The organism is Pseudomonas canadensis (genome assembly GCF_030980095.1).
Taxonomy (GTDB): Bacteria; Pseudomonadota; Gammaproteobacteria; order Pseudomonadales; family Pseudomonadaceae; genus Aquipseudomonas; species Aquipseudomonas canadensis.
On the sequence record NZ_CP133298.1, the window covers coordinates 4,918,245 to 4,944,183 of the forward strand.

At 61.3% G+C, this 25,939-nt stretch carries 30 protein-coding genes and 1 pseudogene; 16 read left to right on the forward strand and 15 right to left on the reverse strand.

All coding sequences use genetic code 11. The features are described from left to right. Positions 1-69: 69 nt before the first annotated feature. Both RB216_RS29905 and RB216_RS22810 read left to right on the forward strand, forming a co-directional pair. Positions 70-504: pseudogene (locus RB216_RS29905) on the forward strand (methyl-accepting chemotaxis protein); the annotation flags it as partial. A 76-nt stretch (positions 505-580) separates the two neighbouring features. Next, positions 581-1,099 (forward strand): DUF1003 domain-containing protein, encoded by a 519-nt coding sequence (locus RB216_RS22810; RefSeq protein ID WP_028617640.1) that lies wholly within the window; start codon positions 581-583, stop codon positions 1,097-1,099. Here the strand turns inward: RB216_RS22810 and RB216_RS22815 are convergent. Beyond that, positions 1,096-1,974 carry a LysR family transcriptional regulator gene (locus RB216_RS22815; protein WP_308907931.1) on the reverse strand — a complete coding sequence of 293 codons (879 nt, stop codon included), beginning with the start codon at positions 1,972-1,974 and terminating at the stop codon, positions 1,096-1,098. The two genes, RB216_RS22810 and RB216_RS22815, sit on opposite strands and share 4 nt — an antisense overlap. Positions 1,975-2,054: 80 nt before the next feature. Between RB216_RS22815 and RB216_RS22820 the strand changes: the two genes are divergently transcribed. Together RB216_RS22820 and RB216_RS22825 are read left to right on the forward strand one after the other, a co-directional pair. After that, the gene (locus RB216_RS22820) at positions 2,055-2,756 is read left to right on the forward strand and encodes a CTP synthase C-terminal region-related (seleno)protein (protein WP_308907932.1); all 702 of its coding nucleotides are present in this window, start codon (positions 2,055-2,057) and stop codon (positions 2,754-2,756) included. Next, the gene (locus RB216_RS22825; RefSeq protein ID WP_028617643.1) at positions 2,753-3,076 is read left to right on the forward strand and encodes an antibiotic biosynthesis monooxygenase family protein; all 324 of its coding nucleotides are present in this window, start codon (positions 2,753-2,755) and stop codon (positions 3,074-3,076) included. The genes RB216_RS22820 and RB216_RS22825 overlap by 4 nt, the downstream gene beginning before the upstream one ends. On the opposite strand, the gene RB216_RS22830 is transcribed toward RB216_RS22825, so the two are convergent. After that, a complete protein-coding gene (locus tag RB216_RS22830) occupies positions 3,073-3,396 on the reverse strand; it encodes a DUF2025 family protein (RefSeq protein WP_028617644.1) in 324 nt (107 codons plus the stop codon). The genes RB216_RS22825 and RB216_RS22830 overlap by 4 nt on opposite strands. A 232-nt stretch (positions 3,397-3,628) precedes the next feature. Between RB216_RS22830 and RB216_RS22835 the strand changes: the two genes are divergently transcribed. Next, a complete protein-coding gene (locus RB216_RS22835) occupies positions 3,629-4,756 on the forward strand; it encodes a glycerophosphodiester phosphodiesterase family protein (RefSeq protein WP_028617645.1) in 1,128 nt (375 codons plus the stop codon). Beyond that, a complete protein-coding gene (locus RB216_RS22840; protein WP_068932327.1) occupies positions 4,757-5,410 on the forward strand; it encodes a helix-turn-helix domain-containing protein in 654 nt (217 codons plus the stop codon). On the opposite strand, the gene RB216_RS22845 is transcribed toward RB216_RS22840, so the two are convergent. After that, positions 5,402-6,265 (reverse strand): sterol desaturase family protein, encoded by an 864-nt coding sequence (locus RB216_RS22845; RefSeq protein WP_308907933.1) that lies wholly within the window; start codon positions 6,263-6,265, stop codon positions 5,402-5,404. The genes RB216_RS22840 and RB216_RS22845 overlap by 9 nt on opposite strands. A 153-nt stretch (positions 6,266-6,418) precedes the next feature. On the opposite strand from RB216_RS22845, the gene RB216_RS22850 reads away from it, so the two are divergent. Next, a complete protein-coding gene (locus tag RB216_RS22850; protein WP_028617648.1) occupies positions 6,419-6,727 on the forward strand; it encodes a PepSY domain-containing protein in 309 nt (102 codons plus the stop codon). Positions 6,728-6,905: 178 nt separating this feature from the next. Continuing rightward, positions 6,906-8,078: a GAF domain-containing sensor histidine kinase gene (locus RB216_RS22855; RefSeq protein WP_068932333.1), complete on the forward strand. Its 1,173-nt coding sequence runs from the start codon at positions 6,906-6,908 to the stop codon at positions 8,076-8,078. Here the strand turns inward: RB216_RS22855 and RB216_RS22860 are convergent, their stop codons facing one another. After that, entirely contained in the window at positions 8,079-9,707 is a 1,629-nt protein-coding gene (locus RB216_RS22860; protein ID WP_308907934.1) for a methyl-accepting chemotaxis protein, read from the reverse strand. It lies immediately after the preceding gene. Positions 9,708-9,970: 263 nt separating this feature from the next. On the opposite strand from RB216_RS22860, the gene RB216_RS22865 reads away from it, so the two are divergent. Both RB216_RS22865 and RB216_RS22870 read left to right on the forward strand, forming a co-directional pair. Continuing rightward, complete coding sequence (locus RB216_RS22865) at positions 9,971-10,993, forward strand: transporter (protein ID WP_016978332.1); 1,023 nt, start codon at positions 9,971-9,973, stop codon at positions 10,991-10,993. 102 nt (positions 10,994-11,095) lie between these two features. Then, positions 11,096-12,712 carry an inorganic phosphate transporter gene (locus RB216_RS22870; protein ID WP_028617651.1) on the forward strand — a complete coding sequence of 539 codons (1,617 nt, stop codon included), beginning with the start codon at positions 11,096-11,098 and terminating at the stop codon, positions 12,710-12,712. A 125-nt stretch (positions 12,713-12,837) separates the two neighbouring features. Here RB216_RS22870 and RB216_RS22875 read toward each other — a convergent pair whose 3' ends face one another. From RB216_RS22875 to RB216_RS22885, 3 genes are read right to left on the reverse strand one after another with little or no spacing between them, the layout of a single operon-like run. Then, a complete protein-coding gene (locus RB216_RS22875) occupies positions 12,838-13,812 on the reverse strand; it encodes a 5-oxoprolinase subunit C family protein (protein WP_122685437.1) in 975 nt (324 codons plus the stop codon). Beyond that, on the reverse strand, positions 13,809-14,687 hold the full coding sequence (locus RB216_RS22880; RefSeq protein WP_028617653.1) for a 5-oxoprolinase subunit B family protein: 879 nt from the start codon (positions 14,685-14,687) through the stop codon (positions 13,809-13,811). The genes RB216_RS22875 and RB216_RS22880 overlap by 4 nt, the downstream gene beginning before the upstream one ends. Before the next feature lie 57 nt (positions 14,688-14,744). After that, complete coding sequence (locus tag RB216_RS22885) at positions 14,745-15,503, reverse strand: 5-oxoprolinase subunit PxpA (RefSeq protein WP_122685439.1); 759 nt, start codon at positions 15,501-15,503, stop codon at positions 14,745-14,747. Between the two features lie 130 nt (positions 15,504-15,633). On the opposite strand from RB216_RS22885, the gene RB216_RS22890 reads away from it, so the two are divergent. Next, a complete protein-coding gene (locus RB216_RS22890) occupies positions 15,634-16,551 on the forward strand; it encodes a LysR family transcriptional regulator (RefSeq protein WP_308907935.1) in 918 nt (305 codons plus the stop codon). Here RB216_RS22890 and RB216_RS22895 read toward each other — a convergent pair. Further along, positions 16,548-17,444, reverse strand: a complete 897-nt coding sequence (locus tag RB216_RS22895) for a LysR family transcriptional regulator (RefSeq protein WP_308907936.1) — start codon at positions 17,442-17,444, stop codon at positions 16,548-16,550. The genes RB216_RS22890 and RB216_RS22895 overlap by 4 nt on opposite strands. Before the next feature lie 106 nt (positions 17,445-17,550). Here RB216_RS22895 and RB216_RS22900 point away from each other — a divergent pair, with 106 nt between their 5' ends. Further along, complete coding sequence (locus RB216_RS22900; protein ID WP_068932340.1) at positions 17,551-18,309, forward strand: SDR family NAD(P)-dependent oxidoreductase; 759 nt, start codon at positions 17,551-17,553, stop codon at positions 18,307-18,309. On the opposite strand, the gene RB216_RS22905 is transcribed toward RB216_RS22900, so the two are convergent. Further along, on the reverse strand, positions 18,208-18,720 hold the full coding sequence (locus tag RB216_RS22905) for a multidrug/biocide efflux PACE transporter (protein WP_122685443.1): 513 nt from the start codon (positions 18,718-18,720) through the stop codon (positions 18,208-18,210). The genes RB216_RS22900 and RB216_RS22905 overlap by 102 nt on opposite strands. 88 nt (positions 18,721-18,808) lie before the next feature. Here RB216_RS22905 and RB216_RS22910 point away from each other — a divergent pair, with 88 nt between their 5' ends. Beyond that, the gene (locus tag RB216_RS22910) at positions 18,809-19,663 is read left to right on the forward strand and encodes a LysR family transcriptional regulator (protein WP_028617658.1); all 855 of its coding nucleotides are present in this window, start codon (positions 18,809-18,811) and stop codon (positions 19,661-19,663) included. Positions 19,664-19,791: 128 nt separating this feature from the next. On the opposite strand, the gene RB216_RS22915 is transcribed toward RB216_RS22910, so the two are convergent. Beyond that, entirely contained in the window at positions 19,792-20,634 is an 843-nt protein-coding gene (locus tag RB216_RS22915; RefSeq protein ID WP_028617659.1) for a LysR family transcriptional regulator, read from the reverse strand. A 111-nt stretch (positions 20,635-20,745) separates the two neighbouring features. Here RB216_RS22915 and RB216_RS22920 point away from each other — a divergent pair, with 111 nt between their 5' ends. Next, complete coding sequence (locus RB216_RS22920; protein ID WP_028617660.1) at positions 20,746-21,471, forward strand: SDR family oxidoreductase; 726 nt, start codon at positions 20,746-20,748, stop codon at positions 21,469-21,471. A gap of 1 nt (position 21,472) precedes the next feature. On the opposite strand, the gene RB216_RS22925 is transcribed toward RB216_RS22920, so the two are convergent. Genes RB216_RS22925 through RB216_RS22940 form a run of 4 tightly spaced genes read right to left on the reverse strand, consistent with a single transcriptional unit; the run spans position 21,473 to position 23,995 of the window. After that, positions 21,473-22,681, reverse strand: coding sequence for an RNA polymerase sigma factor (locus RB216_RS22925; RefSeq protein WP_308907937.1), 1,209 nt, complete (start codon positions 22,679-22,681; stop codon positions 21,473-21,475). After that, positions 22,678-23,154 carry an SRPBCC family protein gene (locus RB216_RS22930; protein ID WP_028617662.1) on the reverse strand — a complete coding sequence of 159 codons (477 nt, stop codon included), beginning with the start codon at positions 23,152-23,154 and terminating at the stop codon, positions 22,678-22,680. The genes RB216_RS22925 and RB216_RS22930 overlap by 4 nt, the downstream gene beginning before the upstream one ends. A 34-nt stretch (positions 23,155-23,188) precedes the next feature. After that, on the reverse strand, positions 23,189-23,533 hold the full coding sequence (locus tag RB216_RS22935) for a YciI family protein (protein WP_028617663.1): 345 nt from the start codon (positions 23,531-23,533) through the stop codon (positions 23,189-23,191). A gap of 42 nt (positions 23,534-23,575) precedes the next feature. Then, entirely contained in the window at positions 23,576-23,995 is a 420-nt protein-coding gene (locus RB216_RS22940) for a YybH family protein (protein ID WP_028617664.1), read from the reverse strand. 149 nt (positions 23,996-24,144) lie between these two features. Between RB216_RS22940 and RB216_RS22945 the strand changes: the two genes are divergently transcribed. Together RB216_RS22945 and RB216_RS22950 are read left to right on the forward strand one after the other, a co-directional pair. Then, entirely contained in the window at positions 24,145-24,633 is a 489-nt protein-coding gene (locus RB216_RS22945) for a GNAT family N-acetyltransferase (RefSeq protein ID WP_028617665.1), read from the forward strand. Positions 24,634-24,653: 20 nt separating this feature from the next. Beyond that, complete coding sequence (locus tag RB216_RS22950; RefSeq protein ID WP_028617666.1) at positions 24,654-25,259, forward strand: pyridoxamine 5'-phosphate oxidase family protein; 606 nt, start codon at positions 24,654-24,656, stop codon at positions 25,257-25,259. Positions 25,260-25,371: 112 nt separating this feature from the next. On the opposite strand, the gene RB216_RS22955 is transcribed toward RB216_RS22950, so the two are convergent. Beyond that, positions 25,372-25,854: a GyrI-like domain-containing protein gene (locus tag RB216_RS22955; protein WP_236320925.1), complete on the reverse strand. Its 483-nt coding sequence runs from the start codon at positions 25,852-25,854 to the stop codon at positions 25,372-25,374. Between the last annotated feature and the right edge of the window lie 85 nt (positions 25,855-25,939).

Here is a 25,939-nt window from a genome sequence, read left to right on the forward strand (position 1 = left end):
CACATCTCCCTGAACACCCGGGACATCGCCGAAAAAGGCGCCGAAGTGATCCAGCAAACCGCCAGTGGCATGCGCGACATTGCGGCGGACATCGACGGCTCCTCACAGCTGATCGCCAAGCTGGGCGAGCGCTCGCAGCAGATCACCGCCATCGTCAATACCATTCGCGGCATCGCCGACCAGACCAACCTGCTGGCCCTCAACGCCGCCATCGAGGCGGCGCGTGCCGGCGAGCAAGGTCGCGGGTTTGCCGTGGTGGCCGATGAAGTACGGCAATTGGCGGCCCGCACCAGCGGTTCAACGGCGGAAATTTCCAGCATGATCGCGATGATTCAGGAGGAGACCCGCCAGGCCATCCACAGTATGGACGGCACCCGCGACCGCGCCGCGCAAGGGGTCGACCTGGCAAACCGCGCGGGCACGGTAATCCTGCAGATCCGCGAAGGCACCAGCGAGGCCGTGCAGGCGGTGAGTGCATTCGCCAATGAGCGCGGTGGCAACTGACCCGATCTTCATACGGGGCGCTGGGGGCTCGGTCTATAGTGCTTGCTTGTCTTCAAGCAAACGATCCGAGCCCGCCATGACCCCAGAAAAGACCGAAACCGCCGCCGTCGACCACCTGCGCTTCCATCGTCCCCATGCCCACTTGGCGCCAACCTTCGGCAATGACACCTTTGCCCTCAAGGCCGAAGCGTTCGCCCGTTTCTTCGGCACGCCCACCTTCCTCGGCGCGCAAACCGCCATCGTCGTGTTGTGGGTGGTGCTGAACATGACCGGCGTCACGCATTTCGACGTGTACCCGTTTATCCTGCTCAACCTGGCCTTCAGCCTGCAATCGGCCTATGCCGCGCCGCTGATCCTGCTGGCCCAGACGCGTCAGGCCGCTCGCGACAAAGCGCAGTCAGACGCCGACGCCCAGCACCGCGAAGCGCTGGCGATTGCCAACACCGAGCGCCAGGCCCAGGCCGCGCAGACCACCAAACAGTTGCTGGAGCTGCTGGAGCAGAACACCCGACTGACGGAAATGACCAAGCAACTGACAGAGCATATCGAAAGCCTGACTAGCGAAATGCACGAGCATTTTGTGCGAAAAACCTAAGGCAACCGCAGGTGTCGCCCCAGCTCGTCAAACAGTGTCACCACCGAGCGCAGCGCCCGACAATCGGGGCGCGTGAGCAACCATAACGCCGTATCGTGCCCCGCCAATGCGGGGCCCAGTGGTTGCAGGCGGTCCCCGACTAGAAAGTCCGGCAACGCCGCCACCCCCAACCCTGCACGCACCAGTTCGGTCACCGACAACATGCTATTGCAGCGATAGCTGGGACGCACGCCGGGCAGGTGCTCGCGGCGCCAGGCTACCGTGGGGTGGTCGGGCAGGAAGTCATCCGGGGCGATCCATGGCAGGTCTGCCAGCTCGCGGCCTTGGTGTTGTTGGGCGAAACCCGGACTGGCGCACACCCGATACGCCACATTGCTCAGGCGCCGGCCCACTAGATGCTCCGGCGGCGTGCGAGTCAGGCGCAGCGCGATATCCGCGTCGCGGCGGCTGAGGTTGGCGAAGTCATTCGACGTACTCAGTTCCAGGATCAACGCCGGGTACTGCGGCATGAATTGCGCCAGGGCCGGCAACAGCAAGCCTTGCAGCACAGAATCGGTACAGGTCAGGCGCACCGTGCCGCTGATCACCTCACCACCTTGCTCCACACCAATGCGCGCGGCCTCCAGCGCTTGCTCGGCGCGTTCCGCCTGCTGCGCCAGGTTGCTCGCCAGGCTGGTGGGCAGGTAGCCGGCGCGGCTTTTTTCGAACAACGTCTGGCCCAGCGCCGCCTCCAGGCGCCGCACCGCGCGGAACACCGTGGACACGTCCACCCGCAACAACGCGGCCGCCCGTGCGAGTGTGCCGCCGCGCACCAGGGCGAGGATCAGCGATAAGTCGGGGTAGTCAATTGAATAGTGCGTGACTGCATTGAGCATGTGCTAAAACGCCAATATTGATTGCGTGAACGCCAATCTATAGTGCGCCTCAGGACACCACAAGCCATGGGATGTACACGATGAAAACCACGCCTCTGCACCTCGCCCTGATCGGCGATTACAACCCCGATGTCATCGCCCACCAGGCCATCCCCGTGGCGCTGCAACAGGCGGCCGAGACCCTCGGCCTGAGGGTTCACGTGCAGTGGCTCGACACCGATAACCTGCCCCAATCACTGCATGAATTCGACGGTTTCTGGTGCGTCCCCGCCAGCCCTTACCGCGACACTGACGGCGCAATGCGGGCGATCCGGTTTGCCCGCGAGCAACGCCGACCGTTCCTCGGCACGTGCGGCGGTTTTCAGCATGCCGTGCTGGAATACGCACGCAATGTCCTCGGCTGGAAGGATGCCGAGCATGGCGAACTCGCGCCGCAGGCCAAGCGCGCCGTGATCGCGCCACTGAGCTGTGCCCTGGTGGAGGCCACCGACAGCGTGCGCCTGGCGCCCTACACCCGGATCGCCGAGGCCTATGACACCCTGGATGTGCAGGAAGGTTATCGCTGCCGTTACGGCGTGAACCCCGAATTCCTCGATGCCTTGCTCGAAGGCGACCTGATCCCCAGCGGCCATGATTCGACCGGCGACCTGCGCGCGGTGGAACTGCTCGACCACCCGTTCTTCGTCGCCACCCTCTTCCAACCCGAACGCGCCGCGCTGCAAGGTATTACCCCGCCCTTGGCGATGGCCCTGCTCAAAGCTTGTCAGGCGGTGTCCGCATGATCGCCCGCACACCTTCGCCGCCCTACTATGCGGTGATCTTCAGCTCGTTGCGCACCGAAGGCGATCAAGGCTACGGCCAGGCGGCCAGTCGCATGCTGGAACTGGCGCGTGAACAACCGGGGTTCATCGGCGTGGAGTCCGCACGGGAAGACGGTCTGGGCATCACCGTGTCGTACTGGGAAAGCGAAGCGGCCATCCTGGCCTGGAAGCAGCAGGCCGAGCACCAGGCGGTGCGCGAACAGGGGCGCGCCACTTGGTACTCGGCCTTCCAGACCCGGGTATGCAAAGTCGAACGGGCCTACAGTTTTGAAGCGAGCTAGCTCACCAGACTGCGCAACGCACTGATCTGCGCAATCTCCACCCGGCGCATATACACCCGCAACGGCTCGGTGATGTTGATGCGCTCGTCGATGTTCTGGTCCAGCAGCAACTGGATGCGCTCGCGGGACAGCGTCATGGTCTGCTCCGGGGCCGGTAGCCAGACGAATTCGGCGGTGGGAATGATGCCGTCATCGGCCACGTCCATGCCGAAGGAGTCTTCGCTGAAACGCACGATGTACTGGCCTGTCTTGCGGTTGAGGCCAACAAAACCGTGGAGTTGGTCGGCGGCCTGGCAGATAAGCTCGGAGGTGATGCGCATGGTAAACCTCACTGAAAAGTCCCACAGGGACTGGAAAGATGGTTTACACGCGTGGCGGAAAGTACCGCCCTCTAATGGGGCAGCTTCGGGCAAGAATACTGCAATGCCAGGCAAAAAATCCGAGAAAATTGAAGCCTGCGCACGTTAATGTCGGTTTGGTGATAGCGCCTTTCGCAATCAATTGTTAAAAAGGAGGCCTTCTCAAAGCTACCTCCACGAAAGGACTTCGCATATGCCTGTCACGTTTACCAAGAGCGCCCTGCTGCTCGCTCTGATGCTCGGCCTTGGCCAAGCGCAGGCTGCCGATCCGATCAGCCCGGCTGAATTGGCAACCAATGAAGGCATTCCGTACCCGGCCGTGATCGCCCACCGTGGCGCGTCCTACGATGCACCGGAGTCCACCGCTGCCGCCTACAAGATCGCCCGCGACCTGGGTGCCGACTACCTGGAAATGGACCTGCAGCGCAGCAAGGACGGCGTGCTGTTCGCCCTGCACGACAACAACCTGCAGCGCACCACCGACGTGGCCACCAAGTTCCCTGATCGCAAGGACGCCCCGGCCAACGAGTTCACCTGGAAAGAACTGCAAACCCTCGACGCCGGCAGTTGGTTCAACGCCGCCTACCCGGACCGCGCACGTCCAGGTTTCGTCGGCCTGAAAATCCAGAGCCTGGACGACATCATCAAGATCGCCGAAGGCAACCCACAGCACAAACCCGGCCTGTACATCGAAACCAAGGAGCCCAAGCAATTCCCGGGCATCGAAGCTGACCTCAAGAACAAGCTGCTCGACAAAGGCTGGCTGAGCTCCGCCGGCTCCAAGCTGGGCAAGAGCAACACCGGCGTCGGCCAGGGCAAGGGTCGCGTGGTGCTGCAAACTTTCGAAGTGGCGAGCCTGAAAGAGCTGCAGAAAGAAATGCCCAACACCCCGAAGATCCTGTTGCTGTGGGTGGGTGAAGGCAGCATCGAGCCGAAGAACAAGCAGACATTTGCTGAATCCGGCGAAACCACCAAGGCCGCCTACTACGCCAAGCAAGAGCCGAAAGACGCGGCCGAGTTCGAAAAGTGGGTCGACGAAGCCAAGAGCCTCGGCGCCATCGGCACCGGTCCCTCGGCTGAGCTGACAGACCACGGCGACCAGAGCTATTCGGACCTGGTCAAACCGGAAATGAACAAGCTGACCCACGACAAGGGCCTGCTGGTGCACGTCTACACCGTGGACGAGCCGGTGGACTTCGACAAAGTGATGAAGGCCGGCGTGGATGGCATCTTCACCAACCGCGCCGCCGAACTGCTGAAGTTCTACAAGCGCTGGCCGTCCTCCAGCGTGCAGGACCTGCTGCACGACTATAAGTACTGAGTGAAGGCCGAATGGTCAGGCCGCCTATGGTTGGGCCGTGACTACGGCCTGATCCTCGGCGAGCTGGGGCGCACCGCGCCCCATGCGCACTACGCCCATCAGTTGATGGCCTCCAAAGGTTCACCGATCACGATCAGCCTCGATGGCCAGGTCACCACGGCCCATCGCCTGTTTATCCCGTCGCGACAAACCCACGCCATTCTTGAGACTCAAGGTGAGGTCTCGGTGCTGTACGCCGAACCGGCCGTGTTTGATCTCGCCCCTTTGCTGCACCAGGACCTGTCCCTGGAGGCATTGCGCCGACTCCCTCGGCGCAGCCTGGATGATCCACGTCTGGAGCGCGCCCTCACCGCACTGGATCAACAACTCGACGGCAAAGTATCAGCCCAGGCCCTGGCCCAAGCCGCGCACCTGTCATTGAGCCAACTGGAGCGACTGTTCGCCCATCAACTGGGTTTACCTGTGCGTCGTTTGGTGCTGTGGCGACGATTGCGCATCGCCCTGCAACTGGCGCTTGCCGGTGGCACGCTGACCGATGCGGCTCACGGTGCGGGGTTTGCCGATTCGGCGCATTTTTCGCGAACCATGAAGCAGCTGTTTGGCGTCACGGCAGCCGCCTCATTGCGCCAGCTGGATGTTCAACTGTTAACGTAAATCGTCCGGCAGTGACGGCTCCTTGCTGAAGCCAACCGCCTTGAAGGGATCACGCAACTGCGCCCCATAGTCCACCGGAAAGTCCGGACGACTGCCAATCCCCAGATCCCCCGGCCCCATGCGATAGCGTTCGCGGTAATACGCCGTGCCCAGCAGCCAATCCCACAGGTTGAAGAACAAACCGAAATTCACATCCCCGGCGCGGCCATATTTCATATGGTGAAACCGATGCACCGGTGCCCAGGCGAACACCCAGCGCAACGGCCCCAGGCGCATGTCCACATTGGAGTGCTGCAGCAGCAATTGCAGGGCAATGGCCAACGCCAGCAACTGGGCCACGTCCAAGGGAATGCCCAGCAGGATCAACGGTAGCAAACCGGCCGTGGCTTCCAGCACCTGGTGCAACGGATGCTTCATCAACCCGTTGAAACCATAGAGCCGCTGCACGCTGTGATGCACCGCATGCAGTCGCCACAGCGGCCGGACGCGATGGCTGGCGTAATGCATCAAGGTGATGCCGGCATCGGCCAGCACAATGGCCATCAGCAGTTGCTCCCACAACGGCCAGCCACGCGGCCAAATGCCCTCAAACGCCACTAACGCCGTGAGCCCTGGCAGGATCAACAAGCCCACAGCGTTCAGGCTTTCGTTGACCAGGGCGTGCAACGTATCGCGCCGACGATCGCCCAGGCTGCGATTCCACTGCGGTTCATAGGGCAACCATTGTTCTGCCAGGAATGACACCACGACCGCAATCACGAACAGCAGAATCAAGCTGTCCGGCTGCCAAAGCCCGTAACCGAGAAACCCCAGCAGGAATGCAGGGGCGTAGATCCAACTCACTAACCGTTTCATGCCGAGTCTCCTTTGAAGTGAGCCTCCAGCATGAAATTCCCCGCGCGTGACGGATTGAAAAAACTGCGCAACCGCTTGAAATAATTAAGGGTGAATTAAGTTGCGCTGGTTAACCTGATCCCACTTAAACAGCTCACCAGAAGGATACACATCATGAAAACCCTGACCGCTTTGTTCGCCGCTACCGCCCTGACCCTGACCGCTGGCCTGGCCCAGGCCGATGTTCGTCCAGACCAGATTGAAGGCCTGGTCAAGTCCGGCGCAGTGATGCCTTTCGAAAAACTCAATGCTGCCGCCGTGGCCAAACACGCGGGTGCCACCATCACTGACACCGAGTTGGACCATAACAACAGCGGCGTGCTGGTCTACGAAGTTGACTTGACCGACACCGCTGGCAAGAAGTTTGAAGTGAAGCTCGATGCCAAGACCGGTGCTGTGCTGGAAGACAAGCTGGACACTTGATTACCCTCTGAACAAAACAGCGCCACCCTCGGGTGGCGTTTTTTGTGGGCGCTCGTCGGCAAACCGTAGGAAATCTGCCTTGGAGACGAATGAAATTACCCCCACATAGTACAAGGCCGTTAGACTCTCAAGCTACAGCCAAGGCATAACGCCATTGCACCCGAACAGGGACCGTTACATGGGGCAAAAAGCCGCCGACATCGCCACTATCGGGCGTATCAGCGCTGTACCGGCCATGCTCAAGGTGATCAGTGACATGACCGGCCTGCGGTTTGCCGCTGTTGCTCGCGTAACGGAAGACACCTGGACGGCCTGCGCGGTGCTCGACAACCTGGGTTTCGGCCTGGGTGTGGGAGGCGAGCTGGACCTGACCACCACGATCTGCCACGAAATCCGCGGTTCACACGTGTCCGTGGTGATCGACAAAGCCAGCGAAGACCCGCTTTACCACGACCACCACACGCCACGTATCTATCAGTTTGAAAGCTACATTTCCGTACCGGTGTTCCGCACCGATGGGCGCTTCTTCGGCACCATCTGCGCGCTGGACCCCAACCCCGCGTCACTGCGCAGCAGCACCATCCAATCAACTATGGAGTCGTTTGCACGCGTGCTGTCGCTGCAGATCGAAGCCGAAGAAAGCCAGCAACAAACCGAAGCCGAGTTGCAGGAAGAACGTGGCACCGCCGAATTGCGTGAACAATTCATCGCGGTGCTCGGGCACGACTTGCGTAACCCGTTGTTCGCCATAAACTTCGGCGCTGAGCGACTGCTGCGCAAACACCCCGACCCCGCCACTGACAAGATTGTGCGCCATATCCTCACCAGCGGTCGGCGCGCGGCGCAACTGGTGGAGGACGTGCTGGATTTCGCCCGCGGGCGCATGGGCAGCGGCATTCCCTTGAGCATGGGTGATTGCCAGGGCTTGCAGGCTGCGTTGCAACATGTGGTGTCTGAGGTGCAGAGCGTTCATCCACAACGCGAAATTGTTGCGCATATCGGCGAACTTCAAGGGCTCAAAGGTGACCGGGAGCGACTGGCGCAACTGCTCTCCAACCTGGTCGCCAATGCCATCCACCACGGCAGTCACGATGGCCCGGTTGAAGTCACGGCAAGGGTCGAGCAGTCGCAGTTCACGCTGACGGTGAAAAACCCGGGGCAGATCAGCGCACAAGCCCTGCCGCGATTATTTCAGCCCTACGCGCGTCCAGTTACCGATGCGCCCCAAGCCGGTCTCGGCCTGGGGTTGTACATCGTCAAGCAGATTGCCGATGCCCACGGTGGTGAGCTGAGCGTGTCCACTACCGAGCAGCACGGCACCGTGTTCACGTTCAGCTTGCCGACCGTTTGATCAGGCGCCAAGGCGCGCCGTCACCTCATTCAACTCACCTGACAGCCCACGTAGGTTGTGACTAGCCGCTTCGGTACGCTTGACGTTATCGAGGTTGGCCGTGGCCACGGTGGTGATCTGCGTGATGTTGCGCGAAATATCTTCCGCCACCGACGTCTGCTCCTCGGCCGCCGTGGCGATCTGGCGGTTCATGTCGCGGATCGCTTCCACCGCCTGGGTAATGTGAGCCAGCATGGCACCGGCTTGCGTGACCTTTTCCACACTCTCATCGCTGCACGACTGGCCACTCACGATGGCTTCAGCCGCATCCACCGCGCCGGTCTGTACCGCTTCGATAATCCCGTTGATCTCGATGATCGACGCCGCCGTGCGTTGCGCCAGGCTTCGCACTTCATCGGCCACCACCGCAAAACCACGGCCGGCTTCGCCTGCGCGCGCAGCTTCAATCGCGGCATTGAGCGCCAGCAGGTTGGTCTGCTCGGCAATGCCGCGAATCACTTCCAGCACCTTGCCGATGCGCACGCTGTCGGTTTCCAGGCGGCGGATGATGGTGCCGGTATTCAGGATCTCGTTACGCATCTGGCCGATGGTGGCAATAGTGACTTTCATCACTTCACCGCCTTCGCGGGCCGAGTGATCGGCCTCGTCCGCCGCGCGGGAGGCACTGGCGGCGTGGCGCGCGACTTCCTGGGCGGTGGCCGACATTTCAGTCATGGCCGTGGCCACCTGGTCGGTTCGGTTGAATTGATCATTGGTGCCCGTCGCCATCTGCCCGGCGATGGCATTCAACTCGCCGCTGGCGCTGACCAGGTCGGTAGCACTGCGCTGTAAACGGCTGAAGGTTTCGGCAAGAAAGTCACGCAAGGTATTCGCGGCAGCGGCCAGGTGGCCCAGCTCATCCTGACGACGGCTGGCAACACGCTCGGCAAAGCGACCATGGCTCAGTTGCGTCACGTAGTCGATCAAGCCACGGATCGGCAGGATCAGGTTGCGGTTGATCAACCACAGGCTGAACAGACCGATCAACACACCCGACAACAGCATGATCGCCAGCCCCACTAGCACGGTGCGCTCGGCATAGGCGCTGATGGCCTTGGATTGCTGGCTGCCTTGTTCGCGCAGGTCGCTGACCAACGCACTCATCTGCTCACTGGCGGCGCGATCCACACCTTTCACCGCGGTGTCGCCGGCCGTTGCATCGCCACCGGCGGCCACGTAGGCATCGCGGCCCTTCTGGTAAGCCACGCCGAGTTGCTGGTGTTCCTGGCGCAAGGTTTCGATGCGTCGGCTCAGGCTCGGGTCGCTGCGAGTCTGGGTGACCAGCCGGGTGAGGATGCCTTGAACGTCGCGCTGGCGGTCCTGAAACTGATTCCAGTATTTCTCCATGTCCTGAGGCTGTTTGCCGCGCAGCAGGACGTTTTTCCATTCCTGAACCTGCACCTTGAATTGCAGGTTGGCCTCGTCAATCAATTGTGAAGTCAGCAGCGGCCCATCGATCAAGCTGCGATAGCTCTGCACCCCGTTGGACAAAAAATTGAAACAGGCCAGGGCGATCAACAGCATCGCCAAAAGACTGCCACCGAGCAGCGACAGGATTTGTGCTCTCAAGGAGGTTCGCAAAACATTCATCGGGGAAAAGCCTCGATACAAGGAATTGGTGCGTGCACGCCTAACGTCCTTGTAATCAAAAGGCACCGCCCATCCACAGCGCGCCTTGATGCCTTGAATCGGCCGGATTAGAGCCTTCTTGAACGGCTCCTGACAAACGGTCAAATAAATGTCATCACTACGAAATAAATTCAAAACCGTCACAAAACTGTCAAATCCACTTGCAATGATTCGCGCATGCGAACCTGTGAAATCTCCTACAGGCGCTTTTTCTGCGAGCCCTCATGAACCACAGCATCGATCACAGCCACCAGGATTCCGACCTGTTTGGCTTGCTCTACGGTTTTCGTTTTCGCCCAGGGGAAAAGGGTGAGCAGATAGATTCGGCGGCGGCGCTCCAGGCGTTGCGCCAACCGGGTGACCCGGAAGAATTCCTGTGGCTGCACCTGAACCTAGCCCACGCCGCGTGCGAGCGCTGGATGCAGGCCCACCTGGACCTGCCGGAAGAGTTCTTCGAAGCCCTGCACGAAGGCTCGCGTTCCACGCGCATCGAACACGTCGACTCGGCCTTGCTGGCGGTGGTCAACGACGTAGTGTTCAACTTCAGCAGCATGGTCTCGTCGGACATTTCCACGCTGTGGGTCTGCGCCCGCAGCCGCTTGCTGATCAGTGCGCGCCTGCAACCGCTGCACTCGGTGGATAAACTGCGCTCGTCGGTAAAAGCCGGTGAAAGCTTTCGCTCGCCGCTGGCCTTACTGGTGCACCTGTTACGCGACCAGGGTGAAGTGCTGACCCAGATCGTGCGCAAGACCAGCATCAGCGTCGACCATATCGAAGACCAGTTGCTGTCCTCGCGCCTGTCCACCAACCGCGCCGAACTCGGCGCCGCACGCCGGGTGCTGGTGCGCCTGCAACGCCTGCTGGCGCTCGAGCCGGGCTCGCTGCTGCGCCTGCTCAACCGGCCGCCGCAGTGGTTGCAAAAGGAAGACGTCAAGGAGCTGCGCAAATCCACCGAGGAGTTTGCGTTGATCATCAACGACCTGATGGCCCTGGGTGAACGCATCAAGTTGTTGCAGGAAGAAATCGCCGCCAACCTCAACGAGCAAAGCAACCGCACGCTGTTCACCCTTACCGTGGTGACAGTGCTGGCGTTGCCCATCAACATCATCGCCGGCTTTTTTGGCATGAACGTGGGCGGTGTGCCGCTTTCCCAAGACCCGGAAGGCTTCTGGATTCTGGTGGCGCTCGTCGCGACCTTCACGTTGATTGCCGGGCGCTGGGCCTTCAGAAAGCGCAAGGATTACTGACCAGCGGCCAGCTCAATCACCTAAACACTGATGTATGGCAGCATCTCTGTAACATTCTGCAATGACTATGAACGACATCCTCATCACACTGGATGCTCCGGCATGGCCACCCCTTCCCTGACTGCCTCCACACACGCCTCACCTGCAGACCCAAAACCCAGGCTGGACAAGAAACCCGGCCTGGTGACGGTAATCATCTTCTTCGCCGTGCTCGCCATGGGCTTGTTGTTCACCGCCTACAGCCTGATGCATGACATGCACGAAATGGGCGCCCAACTCACCACCTGGACGCCCTTCTTGCTGCTGGGGGTGGCGCTGTTGATCGCCCTGGGGTTCGAGTTCGTCAACGGTTTCCACGACACCGCCAACGCCGTGGCGACGGTGATCTACACCAACTCCTTGCCGCCGCATTTTGCGGTGGTGTGGTCAGGCTTTTTCAACTTCCTTGGCGTACTGCTTTCCAGCGGCGCGGTAGCGTTCGGCATCATTGCGTTGTTGCCGGTGGAGTTGATTCTGCAGGTGGGTTCGTCGGCCGGTTTCGCGATGATCTTCGCCCTATTGATCGCCGCAATCCTGTGGAACCTCGGCACCTGGTGGCTGGGTTTGCCGGCGTCGTCGTCCCACACATTGATCGGTTCGATCATCGGCGTCGGCGTGGCGAATGCCCTGATGCACGGGCGTGATGGCACCAGCGGCGTGGACTGGAGCCAGGCAATCAAGATTGGTTACGCCTTGCTGCTGTCGCCGCTGATCGGCTTTGCCTTTGCGGCGATGCTGTTGCTGGCCCTGCGCGCGTTCGTCAAGAATCGCGCGCTGTACAAGGCACCCAAAGGCGACACCCCGCCACCGTGGTGGATCCGCGGCATGCTGATTGCCACGTGCACCGGCGTGTCTTTTGCCCATGGCTCCAACGACGGGCAGAAAGGCATGGGCCTGATCATGCTGATCCTGGTCGGCACCCTGCCGATGGCCTACGCACTGAACCGCACCATGCCCGCCGAGCAGTCGCTGCAGTTCGCGGCGGTGGCCGAAGTGACCCAAGTGGCGCTGGTGAAAAGCGCGCCGCAGGCACTGACCGGCGACCCGCGCCCGATCCTCTCGACCTACGTGCGTACCAAGGAAGCTACCCCAGAACTGGTCCCCGCCCTCGCCGCCCTGGCCGGGCAGATCGGTGATGAAGTCAAAGGCTACGGTTCCTTGGCCAAAGTGCCCGCCGAGGCTGTGGGCAACGTGCGCAATGACATGTACCTGACCAGCGAAACCATTCGCCTGATGGACAAGGGCAAGGTCGGCAATTTCGACGCGGATACCCAGGGCAAGCTGCAACTGTTCAAGCAACAGATCGACAGCTCCACACGCTTCATTCCGCTGTGGGTGAAGATCGCCGTGGCCATCGCCCTCGGCCTGGGCACCATGGTCGGTTGGAAGCGCATCGTGGTGACCGTGGGCGAGAAGATCGGCAAGACGCACCTGACCTACGCCCAAGGCGCCTCGGCAGAAATGGTGGCGATGCTGACGATTGGCGCGGCGGATATGTATGGGTTGCCGGTGTCGACCACCCACGTGTTGTCGTCGGGTGTGGCGGGGACCATGGTCGCGAACGGCGGCGGGTTGCAGATGCGCACAATCCGCAACCTGGCGATGGCGTGGGTGCTGACGTTGCCAGCGGCCATCCTGCTGTCAGGTAGCCTCTACTGGCTGTTCACCCAACTCTTCTGACACCACACAGGGCAACAATGTGGGAGCGGGCTTGCTCGCGAATGCGGAGTGTCAGTCAGCCTATTAATTGACTGATCCACCGCATTCGCGAGCAAGCCCGCTCCCACATTTGGATTTGTATTTCTTCAGTGATTGAAAAGCCCAGTCATAGCCTTCAGCCGTTTTTTGTACACCCGCCGCGCCTCCAACGCCTCCTCCAGCGTCACCGCCACAAACCCCGCCCGCTGGTTCGGCTGCATCTGGCCGATCAGGTCCAAGTCGGCGCTGATCACCGTACCGATCATCGCGTAGCCACCGCCCGACACCGCATCCCGGTGCAACACAATCGGCTCCAATCCCGCCGGTACCTGGATCGAGCCAATCGGGTAGCAACTGTCGACGATATTCGACGGATCCGACCCCGCGCCAAACGGCTGCTCACGTGGCTGGAAACTCAAGGCACTCCCGCCTTTGAAGCGATACCCGATGCGGTCGGCTTCGGAACCCACGGTCCACGGTTCGGCAAAAAAGCTACTCTTGGCCGCCTCCGTGAGGCGCTCGTAATACAGCCCCGGCACTACACGCAGAGTCACATCACCGCCCACTGATCGGCGCAGTGCCATCGGCAGGCTGTTGCCCGCCCGGCCCACGCCACTGGCTGCACCGATGGGCAGTTCATCACCTTCCTGCAAGCGCCGCCCGTGGAACCCGCCGAGGGCGCCGAGGGTGTAAGTCGAGCGACTGCCCAGCACCAACGGCACGTCAATCCCGCCGGCCACCGCGAGGTAGGTCCGTGCGCCCGCCTTGGGAAACTCGAAGCGCAACACCTGCCCGGCGCGGACCTGGAACGCGGTGTCCTGGTGCACCACTTCACCGTCCAGGCGCGGCGACATCAAGGCGCCGCTGAGGGCCACCAGCGCGTCCTGCTGAAACTCCAGTTCGGGGCCGATCAGCGTGCATTCCAGGCCCGCCGCGCCGACTGGATTGCCGACCAGGTGGTTGGCTGCACTCAACGCATATTGATCCAATGCACCCGACGGCGGGATGCCCAAGTGGTAATAGCCTTCACGGCCAAGGTCCTGCACGGAGGTGGCGAGGCCGGGTTTGAGGACCTTGATCATGCCAGTGCCTCCTGCAGGGATTTCGGATAACCGATGGGGTCGGCGAGAAAGGCGTCGAGGGAAAATTCCACGGGACGGATGCGCAGGTCGAAACGTCCTGCATCCACGTCGGCCACCGCCAAGTCGTAGGCCTCACGGTCCATGGGTTTGAACTGCACGATATCGCCAGGACGGAAGAACACCATGTGTTCCTTGAGGTACGCCAGTTGCTGCGCCGGGTCGTAGATCGGGGCTGGGGTCACACCAAACATCTGGTAGCCGCCGGCACCGCGTACCGAGTAGATGCAGCCAAAACAGCCGCCATGGCCGAGGGTGAGTTTCGGCGTATCAGTGCGCGGTCGCAGGTACTTGGGCACCTGCAATTGCCGCTCGCGCTCGACCATCTGGAACATGAACGGCAGGCCCGCCACAAATCCGACCATCGACACAAACCACGGCGCACCACTGTGGGCGGCGATAAACGCCTCGACATCGGCCAGCCCGTTGATGCGCGCGGCGTACTCCAGGTCCGTACCGCTGGGGTCTTGGTGGCGGTCGCGAAAACGCATCAGGGTTTCGTGGGTCCACGGGTCGTTGTACAGCACCGGGATTTCGATGATGCGCGTGTGCAAGGTGCGTTCAGCCACAGCTTGGGCTTCGGCGGTCTGCACCGCATCGAGCAGCACATGCGGGGCGATGCGGTCGGGGTCAAAGCGGATCTGGAACGACGCGTTGGCCAGGCACACATCCAGCACGCCTTCCAGCGCCAGGCGCTCCACGGCACGGGTCACCGCCATGCCTTTGAAAAAGGCCTCCAGGGACATGCTGTCGCTGACCTCGGCAAACAGGTGTTCATCACCGCCGAAGCTGTAGCGGATGGGAGATGTTTCAGCCATGTCTGTTCCTCTTGGAATCATTGTAGAAAGGCAGGCGAAAAAATTGAGGAATCGTTTTTATTGTGGTGTTTTGACGGTGATGCCCGCTCGGTCCAACGCTTCGCGGGTCGCCTCTACCAACTCAAGGGCACCCGGTGTGTCGCTGTGCAGGCAGATGGAATCGAATTCAATAAACAGGTCTTCGCCTTCCACGGTTCGCACCAGCCCGGTCTGACAAGCCCGCAAGACGCGCGCCGCCACCGTCGCAGGATCGAGCGCTCGCACATTGCGGGTAAACACGATGGAGCCGGTCAGATCGTACTCACGGTCGGCATAAAACTCCCGCACCACCGGCTGCCCCAGCTCCTTGGCCACGCGCCAGATCACCGAGTTGGGCATGCAGTACAACAACAGCGTCGGTTCGATGATTTGCAGATTCTGCACCAGCAGCCGCGCCGCTTCTTCATCACGGGCCAGGTGCATGTACAGCGCGCCGTGGGGCTTGATGTGTTGCAGGGTCACACCTTGGGCCCGGGCGATTTCCCGCAGGGCGCCGAGCTGATAGAGCATATCGTCCACCAGTTCCTGGGCCGGTGCGTTGATGTGGCGACGGCCAAAACCGACCAGGTCCCGAAAACCCGGATGCGCGCCGATGGCCACGCCCAGTTGCTTGGCGCGCTCGACCGTACGACGCATGGTGCCGGGGTCGCCAGCATGGAAGCCGGTAGCAATGTTGGCCGAGCTGATGTACGCCATCAGCTCGGCGTCGACGCCATCGCCGATGGTCCAGGGGCCGAAGCCTTCGCCCATGTCCGAATTGAAATCCACTGCCTGCATCAGAGTCGCTCCGCCTAAGTGATGGAGGAAAAGTAGGCTGCGGCTTGACCCCTTGGGAAGATCTATTATCAGATGGCCCATCTTCTGAAAATCAGATACTCCATACCACCACCCACTGGAGGAGCCCGGCATGTCCCTGACCCTGCGCCAAGTGCGCTACTTCGTCGCCACCGCCGAAATCGGCCAGATTTCCCAGGCGGCCATCCACCTGAACATCTCGCAATCGGCGGTGACCACGGCGATCAAGGAACTGGAAGCCATGCTCGGTGTGCAGTTGTTCGTGCGCTCAGCCCAAGGCATGAACCTGACCGACGCGGGCCGGCACTTTCTCAACCGTGCCTACGTGATCCTGCGCAGTGTCGATGACGCGCTGAACAGCCCGCTGCCCGACTACCGCGCGCGCGGCGTGCTGCGCTTGGCGGCCAGTTACACGGTGCTCGGCTACTTCCTGCCCCATCACTTGCAACGCATGGAACACTGGCATCCGGACGTAACCATCGAAGTCTTTGAGCAGGAACGTCAGGCCATCGAACAAGGGTTGCTCGACGGCCAGTTCGACATGGCGGTGGTACTTACTGCCAACCTCACTCACCCGGATATCGTCTCGGAAATCCTGTTCAATTCGGAGCGCCGCCTATGGCTGCCCAGCCATCATCCCCTGTGCGAACGCGGCGCCGTGAGCCTGGCGGATGTGGCCCGGGAGCCTTACATCCTGCTCACCGTCGACGAGGCCGAACACAGCGCCATGCGTTATTGGGAACAAGCCGGGCAGACGCCCAAGGTGCGCCTGCGCACCAGTTCGGTGGAGGCGGTGCGCAGCATGGTCGCCAATGGCAGCGGCGTGGCGATCCTGTCGGACCTGGTGCACAGGCCCTGGTCCCTGGAAGGCAAGCGTATCGAAACACTCACCGTCACCGATCCAGTGACGCCGATGAGTGTGGGCCTGGCCTGGCACCGCGAACGCGCGTTTACCCCGGCGATGCAGGCGGTGCGCGATTACTTCCACGACGCGTTCCTGGCACCGCAGCAATTGTCGGCGCGGCGTTAAAGGTGGGCGTGCAACGTCGCGGCCAACCAGTCCATGAACACCCGCACCCGCAACGGCAAGTGACGCTGGCCGGCATACAGCAATGACACGTCCAACGGCGGCGCCGGGTAATCCGGCAGCACCGACACCAGTTCTCCATTGGCCAACAAGCTGCGTATTCCCAGCAACGGCACCTGGGTAATGCCGAAGCCGCCCAGACACGCCGCTTGATAGGCATCCGTGCTGTTGACGGTGACACGCCCGGCCATCGGCACCCGCAGCACTTTGCCGCCCGACAGGTATTCGAAGCCGGATGAGCGTGCGCCCAACGGCCGTACGTAATGCACCAATTGATGATCCGCCAAGTCCGCCAGGGTCTGCGGCACACCGTAGCGCTGCAGGTAGGCCGGGCTCGCGCAGTTGACCATCGGCATGCTGCACACCCGGCGCGCCACCACGGTTTGATCGGGCTGGGCGCCTACTCGCAACACGCAGTCGAAGCCTTCGGCGATCAGGTCCACCTGGCGGTCCGAGCTGCTGATTTCCATCTGGATCAGCGGATGGCGTTCCATGAACAGCGGCAGGTGCGGCAGAATCATGCTGCGCGCCATCACGTTGGGCATGTCCACGCGAATCCGTCCGGTCAGTTGCGCCTCATCCTGGCGAAACAACCCTTCCAACTCTTCCATGTGCGCCAGCAAGTCCTTGCTGCGCTCATACAGCACACGGCCATCCTGGGTCGCCTGCACCTTGCGCGTGGTGCGTTGCAGCAAACGCGCGCCGAGCAACTCTTCCAGCGCCTGCACATGTTCCGACACGGTAGAGCGCGGCAGGCCCAGGCTCTCGCCGGCCTGGGTAAAACTCGACAGTTCGGTGACGCGCACGAAGGTGCGCAGCAGCTCAAGTTTGTTCATGGGATTGTTCGCCTTATCCGGCCAGTGATTCCGGTATAGCGCTGTTTATCACGTTATGCGCGAATAAATACACTCGCTGCCACTGATCACCTGAGAGGACTGCACCATGACCCGTAAAATCGCACTCATCACCGGCGCCAGCCGTGGCCTGGGTAAAAACGCCGCGTTGCACTTGGCGGCACAGGGCGTTGACATCATCGGCACTTACCACAGCGCGGCGGCTGAAGCCCAAGCGGTGGTCGAACAGGTTCAAGCTCTGGGTGGCCGCGCCGCCATGTTGCAACTGGATGTGAGCCAGAGTGGCAGCTTCGATGGCTTTGTCGGTGAAGTCGGCCGCTTGCTCAAGGATGTATTTGCACAGGATCACTTCAACTTTCTGATCAACAACGCCGGCATCGGCGCCCACGCCAGCTTTGCCGAGACCACCGAAGCGCAGTTCGACCAACTGGTGGCGATTCACTTCAAGGCGCCGTTTTTCCTCACGCAAAAACTGCTGCCGCTGATCAGCGATGGCGGGCGCATCATCAATATTTCCAGCGGTCTGGCGCGATTCAGCCTGCCGGGGTATGCGGCGTATGCGTCGATGAAAGGTGCGATGGAAGTGCTGACCCGCTATCAAGCCAAGGAGTTGGGCGGGCGTGGGATCACCGTGAACATCCTCGCGCCCGGCGCCATCGAAACCGACTTCGGCGGCGGCGCCGTGCGCGACAATGCGGCGCTCAATACGATGGTCGCCAACAACACAGCCCTGGGCCGGGCAGGCTTACCGGACGATATCGGCGGTGCCATCGGCGTCCTGCTGGCCGACGGCAGCAACTGGATCACGGGGCAGCGCATCGAGGCGTCGGGCGGCATGTTTCTGTAGAAACTTCTCGCGCAGTACGTCATAGCCCCAGTGATAGACATAGGTGTACGGCAGGAAAAACAGCAGTACACCGATGTCGAGCATAAACGCCTGCATCAGGCTGATGTTCAGCCACGCCGCGATCAACGGCACCGCGACGATAATCAGTCCGCCTTCGAACATCAGCGCATGCAACACCCGCGTCCAACCGCCGCCCGAGAGTTGCAGGCGCACCTTGAGGCGGTCGAACAGGCTGTTGAAAATGATGTTCCAGGTCAGCGCCAGCAGGCTCAGACCCAAGGTCACCGCGCCCATTTCCAGCGCCGGCCGGCCGGTGATCCAGACCAGCAGTGGTGTACAGATCAACAACGCCAGGCCTTCAAAACCCAGGGCTTGGCAAACACGTTCAGTAATCGACTTGGTGGGGTGCATGACCCTTCTCCGTGAGTGACGATGGTTGCCATGATTACCCTTTGAATCGATACTTCATAACTAATAACCATCGATCAAGGCGATAGTCATGGCCTCCCACGAAGTGCTGCAAGCGTTTGTCCAGGCCGCGACCCAAGGCTCTTTTTCTGCCGCAGCGCGCAAGTTGGGCAAGAGCCAGTCCACTGTCAGTGCGGCAGTGGCGAGCCTGGAGATTGACCTGGATGTGGTGCTGTTCGACCGCAGCAGCCGCAAGCCGACACTGACCCCCGCCGGGCAGGTGCTGCTGCAACGCGCCGAGCAGGTACTGGAGGCCAGCAGCCGTCTGGAGTTGGCGGCGAGCCAGTTGGCCCAGGGGTTGGAGCCGAAGGTGACGATCGCCATGTCAGACACCTACCAGTCAGAACGCTTTGAGCTCGCCCTCAAAGCGTTCGAACAACGCTACCCGGACCTTGAACTGGAATGGCTGATCGCCGAGTGCGAAGACTTGATCGCCCTGGTGCAGAGCGGCCGCGCACAGATTGCCTTGATCGAAGCCCAGGAGGTTTACCCGCCCGACCTGACGCGCTCGCCTGTGGCCGAACGCACGGAAATCGCGCTGTTCGTCGCCCCCACCCACGCGTTGACCCGCGTCCAAAACATCGACCCGCAAGCCTTGCAGCAACACCGTGAACTGCGCCTGGGGAGCATCATCAGCCCCAACGAAACGCGCCCCTCGGGCCGTGTATGGTCGGCGCCGAGTTTTCTGATGCTGATGGAGATGGCTCAACTCGGCTTCGGCTGGGCGGAATTGCCGCGCTGGTTGGTGGAGCGTTTTGGTAATGCCGGGCTGGTTGAACTCAACGTCCGGGGTTGGCCACGCTCGGTGGCGGTGGATGCACTGTGGTCGCGCCAACATCCACCAGGGCCGGCGGGAAGCTGGATGTTGAGCCAGATGCTCGAATAGTTCGCCACCCGTGTAGGAGCCGGCTTGCCGGCGATAGCGGTAGGTCAGTCCCGCGTGTATCGACTGTTACGCCGCTATCGCTGGCAAGCCAGCTCCTACATTGGCAACCGTTGAACGTTCGATATGAGTCAAGCGGCTACGAGTTGCGGCGGGCGGTTTGCCTGGAAATACTCGTGCAGCGCACGTAATGCGGGCGACTCCAAGGCTTGCGCAGCAAAACACAAGCCCACCCGACGCGTGGGGGCCGGCAAATGCCACTCCCGAATCACCACACCGGCCCGCTCCGCCGCCAGCGAATGCGGCAACATCGCCACGCCCACACCCGCCGCGACCATATGCAACGCCTGGGTCAGCGAACCGGCATGCCCGGCCACCGCTTGCGGCGAGCGACCGTACAAGGCCATCAAGCGTTGATGGGAATCGTGCTGCGGGCAGGTGATCCAGTCTTCAATCGGCGTCCAGGCCTGTTCCTTGCCCGGCTGCGCCATGGGATGCGCGGCAGGCAACGCCATCACGTACGACTCTTCCCAAAGCGGCAGGAACAACTCGTCCTCGCAGCACATTTCCTCCACGGCCAGGCGCCCTTCGCCTTCGCAGCCTTCCTGCAAGGTCAGCAGCAAACCCGGCAGGCCTTGGTGCGCCATGCGCAGGAAGGTTTCGATCTGGCTGTCGGCAATATCGCCTTCCACCCCCAGTTCCAGGGCGATGCGATTTTCGCGTCCGCGAAACAGGCGGCTCAATGCATCGGCTTCAGCCACCATGCGTCGTGCCTGGGGGTACAGCACACGCGCCTCGGCACTCACCTCCACACCCCGTGGCTGACGCACAAACAACGCCACGCCCAGTTCGTCTTCCAGTTGTTTGATGGTTACCGACAAGGTCGGCTGGCTGATGAACAAACGCTGGGCCGCCGCAGTGATATTGCGCTCTTCAAAGACCGCGAGAAATGCCTTGAGGTGACGAACATCCATAGCTGAATCCGATGGCTGACAGAGAAATAAGGCATTTTTCAGCCTTTGCGACGGTAAATATACTGCAGTCACGATTCAGTTATCGGTTTTTCTTATCCCAGGAGTTCATGCATGAGCAAGCCACTGATCATCATCACCGGCGCCAGTTCCGGTATCGGCGAAGCCACCGCCCGCCGATTGTCAGCCGCCGGGCACCCGCTGTTGTTGCTGGCGCGTCGCATTGATCGCCTCAACGATCTGCGCCTGCCGAACACCTTGAACCGTGGGGTCGACATCACCGACCGCGCGGCCCTGGTCGCCGCCGTGCAAGAAGCCGAAGCCCGGTTCGGCCCAGCCGATGCGCTGATCAACAATGCCGGCGTAATGCTGCTGGGCGCAGTCAGCGAGCAAGACCCGGCGCAGTGGGAACAGATGCTGGATGTGAACGTAAAAGGCCTGCTCAACGGCATCCACGCCGTGGCCGGCAGCATGGTTGCGCGCCGAGGCGGCACCATCATCAACGTCAGCTCGGTGGCCGGGCGCAAGACCTTCCCGAATCATGTGGCGTATGTCGGCACCAAGTTCGCGGTACACGGGATTTCGGAAAACCTGCGCGAAGAATTGTCGCCGAGCAACGTGCGCGTCATCACCATTGCCCCAGGTGCGGTGGAAACCGAACTGCTCAGCCACACCACCGATGAGGCGATCAAGACCGGCTATCAGGCGTGGAAACAGGCCATGGGCGGCACCGTACTCAGCGCCGATGACGTGGCCTCGGCGATTGCCTATGCCTACCAGCAGCCGCAGCATGTGTGCATTCGCGAAATCGTATTGGCGGCAACGCGTCAGCAGCCTTGATTCAGAGTCCAGCCAAACGCTTTTCGATAAACCTGCGTTCGGGTGCTTGTTGGGCCAAGGCCAGCGCCCGTTCGTAGGCGACTCGCGCCTCTTCGACACGGCCCAATTGCCGGTAAAACTCCCCGCGTGCCGAGTGCGCCAGGTGATAATCCAGCAACTCGCCACGCGCCAGAATCCCTTCGACCTGCTGCAATCCCGCCAAGGGGCCATCGCGCATGGCCAATGCCACGGCACGGTTCAGTTCGATCACCGCTGACGGCATCATCCTGAGCAACACATCGTAAAGCCCGACGATCTGCGGCCAATCGGTTTCACCCGCACTGGACGCTTCGGCGTGTACAGCCGCAATCGCGGCTTGCAGGCAATACGGACCAAAGCGCCGTGTGCCAAGTGCATGCTCCACCAGTGCGCAGCCTTCGCCAATCATGGACACATCCCACAGCGAGCGGTCCTGTTCATCCAACAACACCAACTCCCCACTGGCCGTGGTGCGTGCCGGGCGACGGGATTCGTGCAGCAGCATTAACGCCAGCAGGCCCATGACTTCCGGTTCGGGCAGCAGCTCCGTCAACAAACGCCCCAGGCGAATGGCCTCACGGGTCAAATCCTCGCGGGTCATATCGGCCCCCATGGACGCCGAATATCCCTCGTTGAACACCAGGTAAATCACCCGCAACACGCTGTCCAGCCGCTCAGGCAATTCGTCTCGGGATGGCACTTGATACGGGATCTTCGCCTCGCGGATCTTGCCCCTGGCCCGCACGATGCGCTGGGCGATGGTGGCCGGCGTGGCCAGGAACGCCCGGGCGATTTCTTCGGTGGTGAGGTCACAGATCTCGCGCAAGGTCAGCGCCGCCTGGGCGTCGGCCGCCAGTGCCGGGTGGCAGCAGGTGAAAATCAGCCGTAGGCGATCGTCTTCCACGTCTTCATCGCTCCAGTCAGCCGCTTCCAATGCATTGGCCTGCTCCTGCAACAACGGGGTGAAACGTGCCTGGCGGCGTAGACGGTCGATGGCCTTGAAGCGCCCGGTCGATACCAGCCAGGCGCGTGGATTGTCCGGCACACCCTCCTGCGACCAACGCTGCACCGCCACAAAAAACGCTTCGTGCAGGGCTTCTTCGGCCAGGTCGAAATCGCCCAGCAAGCGAATAAGCGTCGCGAGGACTCGACGTGATTCGCGGCGATAAATGGCCTCGACCGGATGGGTCAATCGGGCATGCCCTCGGTCACCAGGGTGACCAGCCGATCCAGGCTCTGGCCCCAGCCATCATGAAAGCCCATGGCTTCGTGGGCCTGCTTGTCTTCGGCACTCCAGTGCATGGCGCGGGCGGTGTAAAGCGTCTTGCCGTCGACCTCTTCGAAGGTGACTTCGGCGCTCATGAAAGGCTTGCCCGAAGGTATCCAGCCGGGCATGAAAGCGTCGGTAAACACCAGCCGATTGGGCGCATCAATTTCCAGAAACACACCTTGGGTCGGGTACTCGGCACCGTCCGGCGCCCGCATCAAGGTGCGAAACAAACCACCGACCCACAGGTCCATTTCGCACTCGGGGGTGGTCATGCCGTGAGGCCCCCACCATTGCTGGAGCAAGGCGGGCTCGGTCCAGGCACGGAACACGCGGCTAGGCGGTGCATCGATCACACGGCGGATGGACAATTCAAACTCGGCAGATTGCGTAGACATGGTGTAAACCTCTTGAGTCTTAGGGTTGTTGTATTCAGAGATTCAATTCACGCACGGGGCGCACTTCCACACTGCCGACCCGAGCGGCCGGAATACCACCGGCCACCTGGACCGCTTCATTCAAGTCACGGGCCTCGATCAGGTAGAAACCGGCGAGCTGCTCCTTGGTCTCGGCAAACGGCCCGTCGGTGATCGACAACTTGCCATTGCGCATACGCACGGTGGTGGCGGTGCTCACCGACTGCAGCGGCTCGGCAGCCAGCATGCGACCGCTGGCCCGAACGGACTGCGCGTAGGCGAAGCACTCCGGGTCTGCCGGGCTATCCGGCGAGGTGTGCAGCACCTGTTCGTTGCTGTAGATCAGGCAGAGGTATTTCATGGCCTTCTCCGTTTTCGGACTACTGACTATAGATCGCGCAGGTCAAGGTTTCAGGTCGAACAGACCGGCGCCGGTTTCCATGTCGAACGGCGCGGACCAGTGCTCATGCACCACTTTCCATTGGCCATCGATGCGTTGATAACCGGCGCTGACGCGCATCCAGCAAGTCTTGAGCACACCGTCCGGCCCGGTGCCGCCACAGTGGGCCAGCCAATGGGCAAAGGCGCTGTCTGCTCCGGCAACGATATGCAGCTCATGAAAGTCGAAAACGCCGGGGCCAGGGCAGAATTCCATGCAGGCCTGCCAATGTGCCTGGTACGCCGCCTTGCCCTTGAATTGCAGGGCGCCAACGGCGTCGAACGCGACGATATCGTCGGCGTAATAGCTGACAATTTTCTCGACATCCTTGGCGGTGACCGCTTCTTTCCATTGTTCGATCAGGGTGTTGATGGCAGTGCTCATGGCGATACTCCTTGGGGCAGAAAACATCACGGAAGACACCCTTAGTCGAATGGCCAACCGGCAAATCGACAAGCCGCTTAAAAATAATTTCGCCCCCGGCAAACCCGCTAGAATCGATGCCTCTTTGTAGGATTTCGGATACGCCCCCGATGGAAACCCGCCTCGCCCTTTATGAGACGCTGAGCCTTGCGCAGAAACAGCAACTCGACACCCTGCAAGTGCACCCCGAACAACTGGCTTATTCCGGCGATATCTACTGTGCGCTGAACAGCCTGCTGGTCAATCCCCATCCCGATGCCATCAAAGGCTTCGCCCTGCTCGCCGACGAAACGCCCGTGGCATTCCTACTGCTCAAACGCCCGCCTTGCCTGCCCCACTGGGCGGATGCACACAGCGCAACCTTGCATGCGTTGCAGGTGGATCGGCATCAGCAAGGGCGTGGGTTTGGCAAATGCTGCCTGCAAGCGCTGCCCGCAGCGGCATTGCAGGCGTGGCCGCAGATCAAGGGGCTGGAGTTGTCGGTGGATGCGGATAATGGGGCGGCGATGAGGCTGTATCTGGGGGCTGGGTGGGTGGACAGCGGGGAGGCGTATAAGGGGCGGATTGGGTATGAGCGCCGGCTGGCGTTGATATTTTGAACGATAAGGAGATGGTAAGCATGCTGACAACCCTCGAACAACTCGAAGCGCTCTACGGCCTCCCCCACGAGCGCGCCGTACGCAAGGAAATCCCGTTTCTCAATGAGGACTACCAGGCAATGGTGCGGGCTTCACCACTGGTGGTGGTGAGTTCGTCCGGGCCGGACGGTATCGACGGTTCGCCACGCGGGGATGTGCCGGGGTTCGTGCGGATTGTGGATGAGCGCACCTTGGCGATTCCGGATCGGCCGGGGAACAACCGCCTCGATACCCTGCGCAATCTGGTGCAGGATCCGCGGATTGCGCTGCTGTTCATCATTCCGGGGATTGGTGAGACCTTGCGCGTTAACGGCCGGGCGCAGATTTCAATCGAACCGGAACTGCTGGAGAGTTTTGCGGTGAATGGCAAAGCGGCGCGGTCGGTGATTCTGGTGCAGGTGGAGGCCGCGTATTTCCACTGTTCCAAGGCGTTTGTGCGCTCGGACTGCTGGAACCCCGAGAAGCATCTGGACCGCTCGGCATTACCGTCGGCCGGCGCGTTTCACAAACGGCTCAATGATGGGCAATTTGACGCCGAGGCCTATGACCGGGAGATGCCAGAGCGGGTCCGAAGCACGCTGTATTGATACATCGGTAGGAGCCGGCTTGCCGGCGATGAGGCCCGAAAGATCGTCGCCAAATTCAAGGTCGCCATCGCCGCGGTGCGACGATTCGACAAGCCGGCTCCTACAAGGGGCGTCAGCCTCTTTCGCCCACCGGCAACCAGATCTCCACTGTCCCGGTGCCCTTGCTCACGTCAAAGTCCGCGCTGTAGCGCTCGAAATCCGCGCCCATCACCTTGTATCCCGAGTGCGGCAGCCATTCGAACATGATGCGCTCGTAGGTTTGTTCAAGCGCATGCACCGGCCCGTAATGCGGGAACACGGCGTAGTTGAGCGGTGGGATTTCGATGCATTTGAAGTTGCCTGGCACATCGGCTTTGGTCGGGACTTCGACACCGGCCATGTAGTCGAATTCGCCATGCTTGGGGTTATGGCAAACGCCATACGTCACACCGCCCACACGCTTCTTGATGTCCTTGATGCAGGTGTCGAACAACTCCCACAGCTTGGGGATATCGCCCACGGTGGCCTTCGAATAACGCCCTTGCACCCCGGCGATCACCAGGGCTTTACCGGCTTCCATGCGTGGCTCTAACGGTTGTTTTGTCTGCTGATCCATACGAACAGTCTCCTTCTTATGAGGGAACAAACCCGCAACGAGTATAGGGGCATATCCACGTCGTACTCCATGTAGAAAATTTTTC

Bases quoted from the DNA above. Each gene is read 5' to 3' on its own strand.
- RB216_RS22820 (WP_308907932.1), top strand. From the start codon at position 2,055: ATGAAAACCACGCCTCTGCACCTCGCCCTGATCGGCGATTACAACCCC.
- RB216_RS22850 (WP_028617648.1), top strand. From the start codon at position 6,419: ATGAAAACCCTGACCGCTTTGTTCGCCGCTACCGCCCTGACCCTGACC.
- RB216_RS22870 (WP_028617651.1), top strand. From the start codon at position 11,096: ATGGCCACCCCTTCCCTGACTGCCTCCACACACGCCTCACCTGCAGAC.
- RB216_RS22855 (WP_068932333.1), top strand. From the start codon at position 6,906: ATGGGGCAAAAAGCCGCCGACATCGCCACTATCGGGCGTATCAGCGCT.
- RB216_RS22815 (WP_308907931.1), bottom strand. From the start codon at position 1,974: ATGCTCAATGCAGTCACGCACTATTCAATTGACTACCCCGACTTATCG.
- RB216_RS22835 (WP_028617645.1), top strand. From the start codon at position 3,629: ATGCCTGTCACGTTTACCAAGAGCGCCCTGCTGCTCGCTCTGATGCTC.
- RB216_RS22955 (WP_236320925.1), bottom strand. From the start codon at position 25,854: ATGGATCAGCAGACAAAACAACCGTTAGAGCCACGCATGGAAGCCGGT.
- RB216_RS22895 (WP_308907936.1), bottom strand. From the start codon at position 17,444: ATGAACAAACTTGAGCTGCTGCGCACCTTCGTGCGCGTCACCGAACTG.
- RB216_RS22900 (WP_068932340.1), top strand. From the start codon at position 17,551: ATGACCCGTAAAATCGCACTCATCACCGGCGCCAGCCGTGGCCTGGGT.
- RB216_RS22880 (WP_028617653.1), bottom strand. From the start codon at position 14,687: ATGGCTGAAACATCTCCCATCCGCTACAGCTTCGGCGGTGATGAACAC.
- RB216_RS22865 (WP_016978332.1), top strand. From the start codon at position 9,971: ATGAACCACAGCATCGATCACAGCCACCAGGATTCCGACCTGTTTGGC.
- RB216_RS22885 (WP_122685439.1), bottom strand. From the start codon at position 15,503: ATGCAGGCAGTGGATTTCAATTCGGACATGGGCGAAGGCTTCGGCCCC.
- RB216_RS22875 (WP_122685437.1), bottom strand. From the start codon at position 13,812: ATGATCAAGGTCCTCAAACCCGGCCTCGCCACCTCCGTGCAGGACCTT.
- RB216_RS22910 (WP_028617658.1), top strand. From the start codon at position 18,809: ATGGCCTCCCACGAAGTGCTGCAAGCGTTTGTCCAGGCCGCGACCCAA.
- RB216_RS22915 (WP_028617659.1), bottom strand. From the start codon at position 20,634: ATGGATGTTCGTCACCTCAAGGCATTTCTCGCGGTCTTTGAAGAGCGC.
- RB216_RS22905 (WP_122685443.1), bottom strand. From the start codon at position 18,720: ATGCACCCCACCAAGTCGATTACTGAACGTGTTTGCCAAGCCCTGGGT.
- RB216_RS22825 (WP_028617643.1), top strand. From the start codon at position 2,753: ATGATCGCCCGCACACCTTCGCCGCCCTACTATGCGGTGATCTTCAGC.
- RB216_RS22930 (WP_028617662.1), bottom strand. From the start codon at position 23,154: ATGTCTACGCAATCTGCCGAGTTTGAATTGTCCATCCGCCGTGTGATC.
- RB216_RS22940 (WP_028617664.1), bottom strand. From the start codon at position 23,995: ATGAGCACTGCCATCAACACCCTGATCGAACAATGGAAAGAAGCGGTC.
- RB216_RS22860 (WP_308907934.1), bottom strand. From the start codon at position 9,707: ATGAATGTTTTGCGAACCTCCTTGAGAGCACAAATCCTGTCGCTGCTC.
- RB216_RS22920 (WP_028617660.1), top strand. From the start codon at position 20,746: ATGAGCAAGCCACTGATCATCATCACCGGCGCCAGTTCCGGTATCGGC.
- RB216_RS22810 (WP_028617640.1), top strand. From the start codon at position 581: ATGACCCCAGAAAAGACCGAAACCGCCGCCGTCGACCACCTGCGCTTC.
- RB216_RS22830 (WP_028617644.1), bottom strand. From the start codon at position 3,396: ATGCGCATCACCTCCGAGCTTATCTGCCAGGCCGCCGACCAACTCCAC.
- RB216_RS22935 (WP_028617663.1), bottom strand. From the start codon at position 23,533: ATGAAATACCTCTGCCTGATCTACAGCAACGAACAGGTGCTGCACACC.
- RB216_RS22945 (WP_028617665.1), top strand. From the start codon at position 24,145: ATGGAAACCCGCCTCGCCCTTTATGAGACGCTGAGCCTTGCGCAGAAA.
- RB216_RS22950 (WP_028617666.1), top strand. From the start codon at position 24,654: ATGCTGACAACCCTCGAACAACTCGAAGCGCTCTACGGCCTCCCCCAC.
- RB216_RS22890 (WP_308907935.1), top strand. From the start codon at position 15,634: ATGTCCCTGACCCTGCGCCAAGTGCGCTACTTCGTCGCCACCGCCGAA.
- RB216_RS22845 (WP_308907933.1), bottom strand. From the start codon at position 6,265: ATGAAACGGTTAGTGAGTTGGATCTACGCCCCTGCATTCCTGCTGGGG.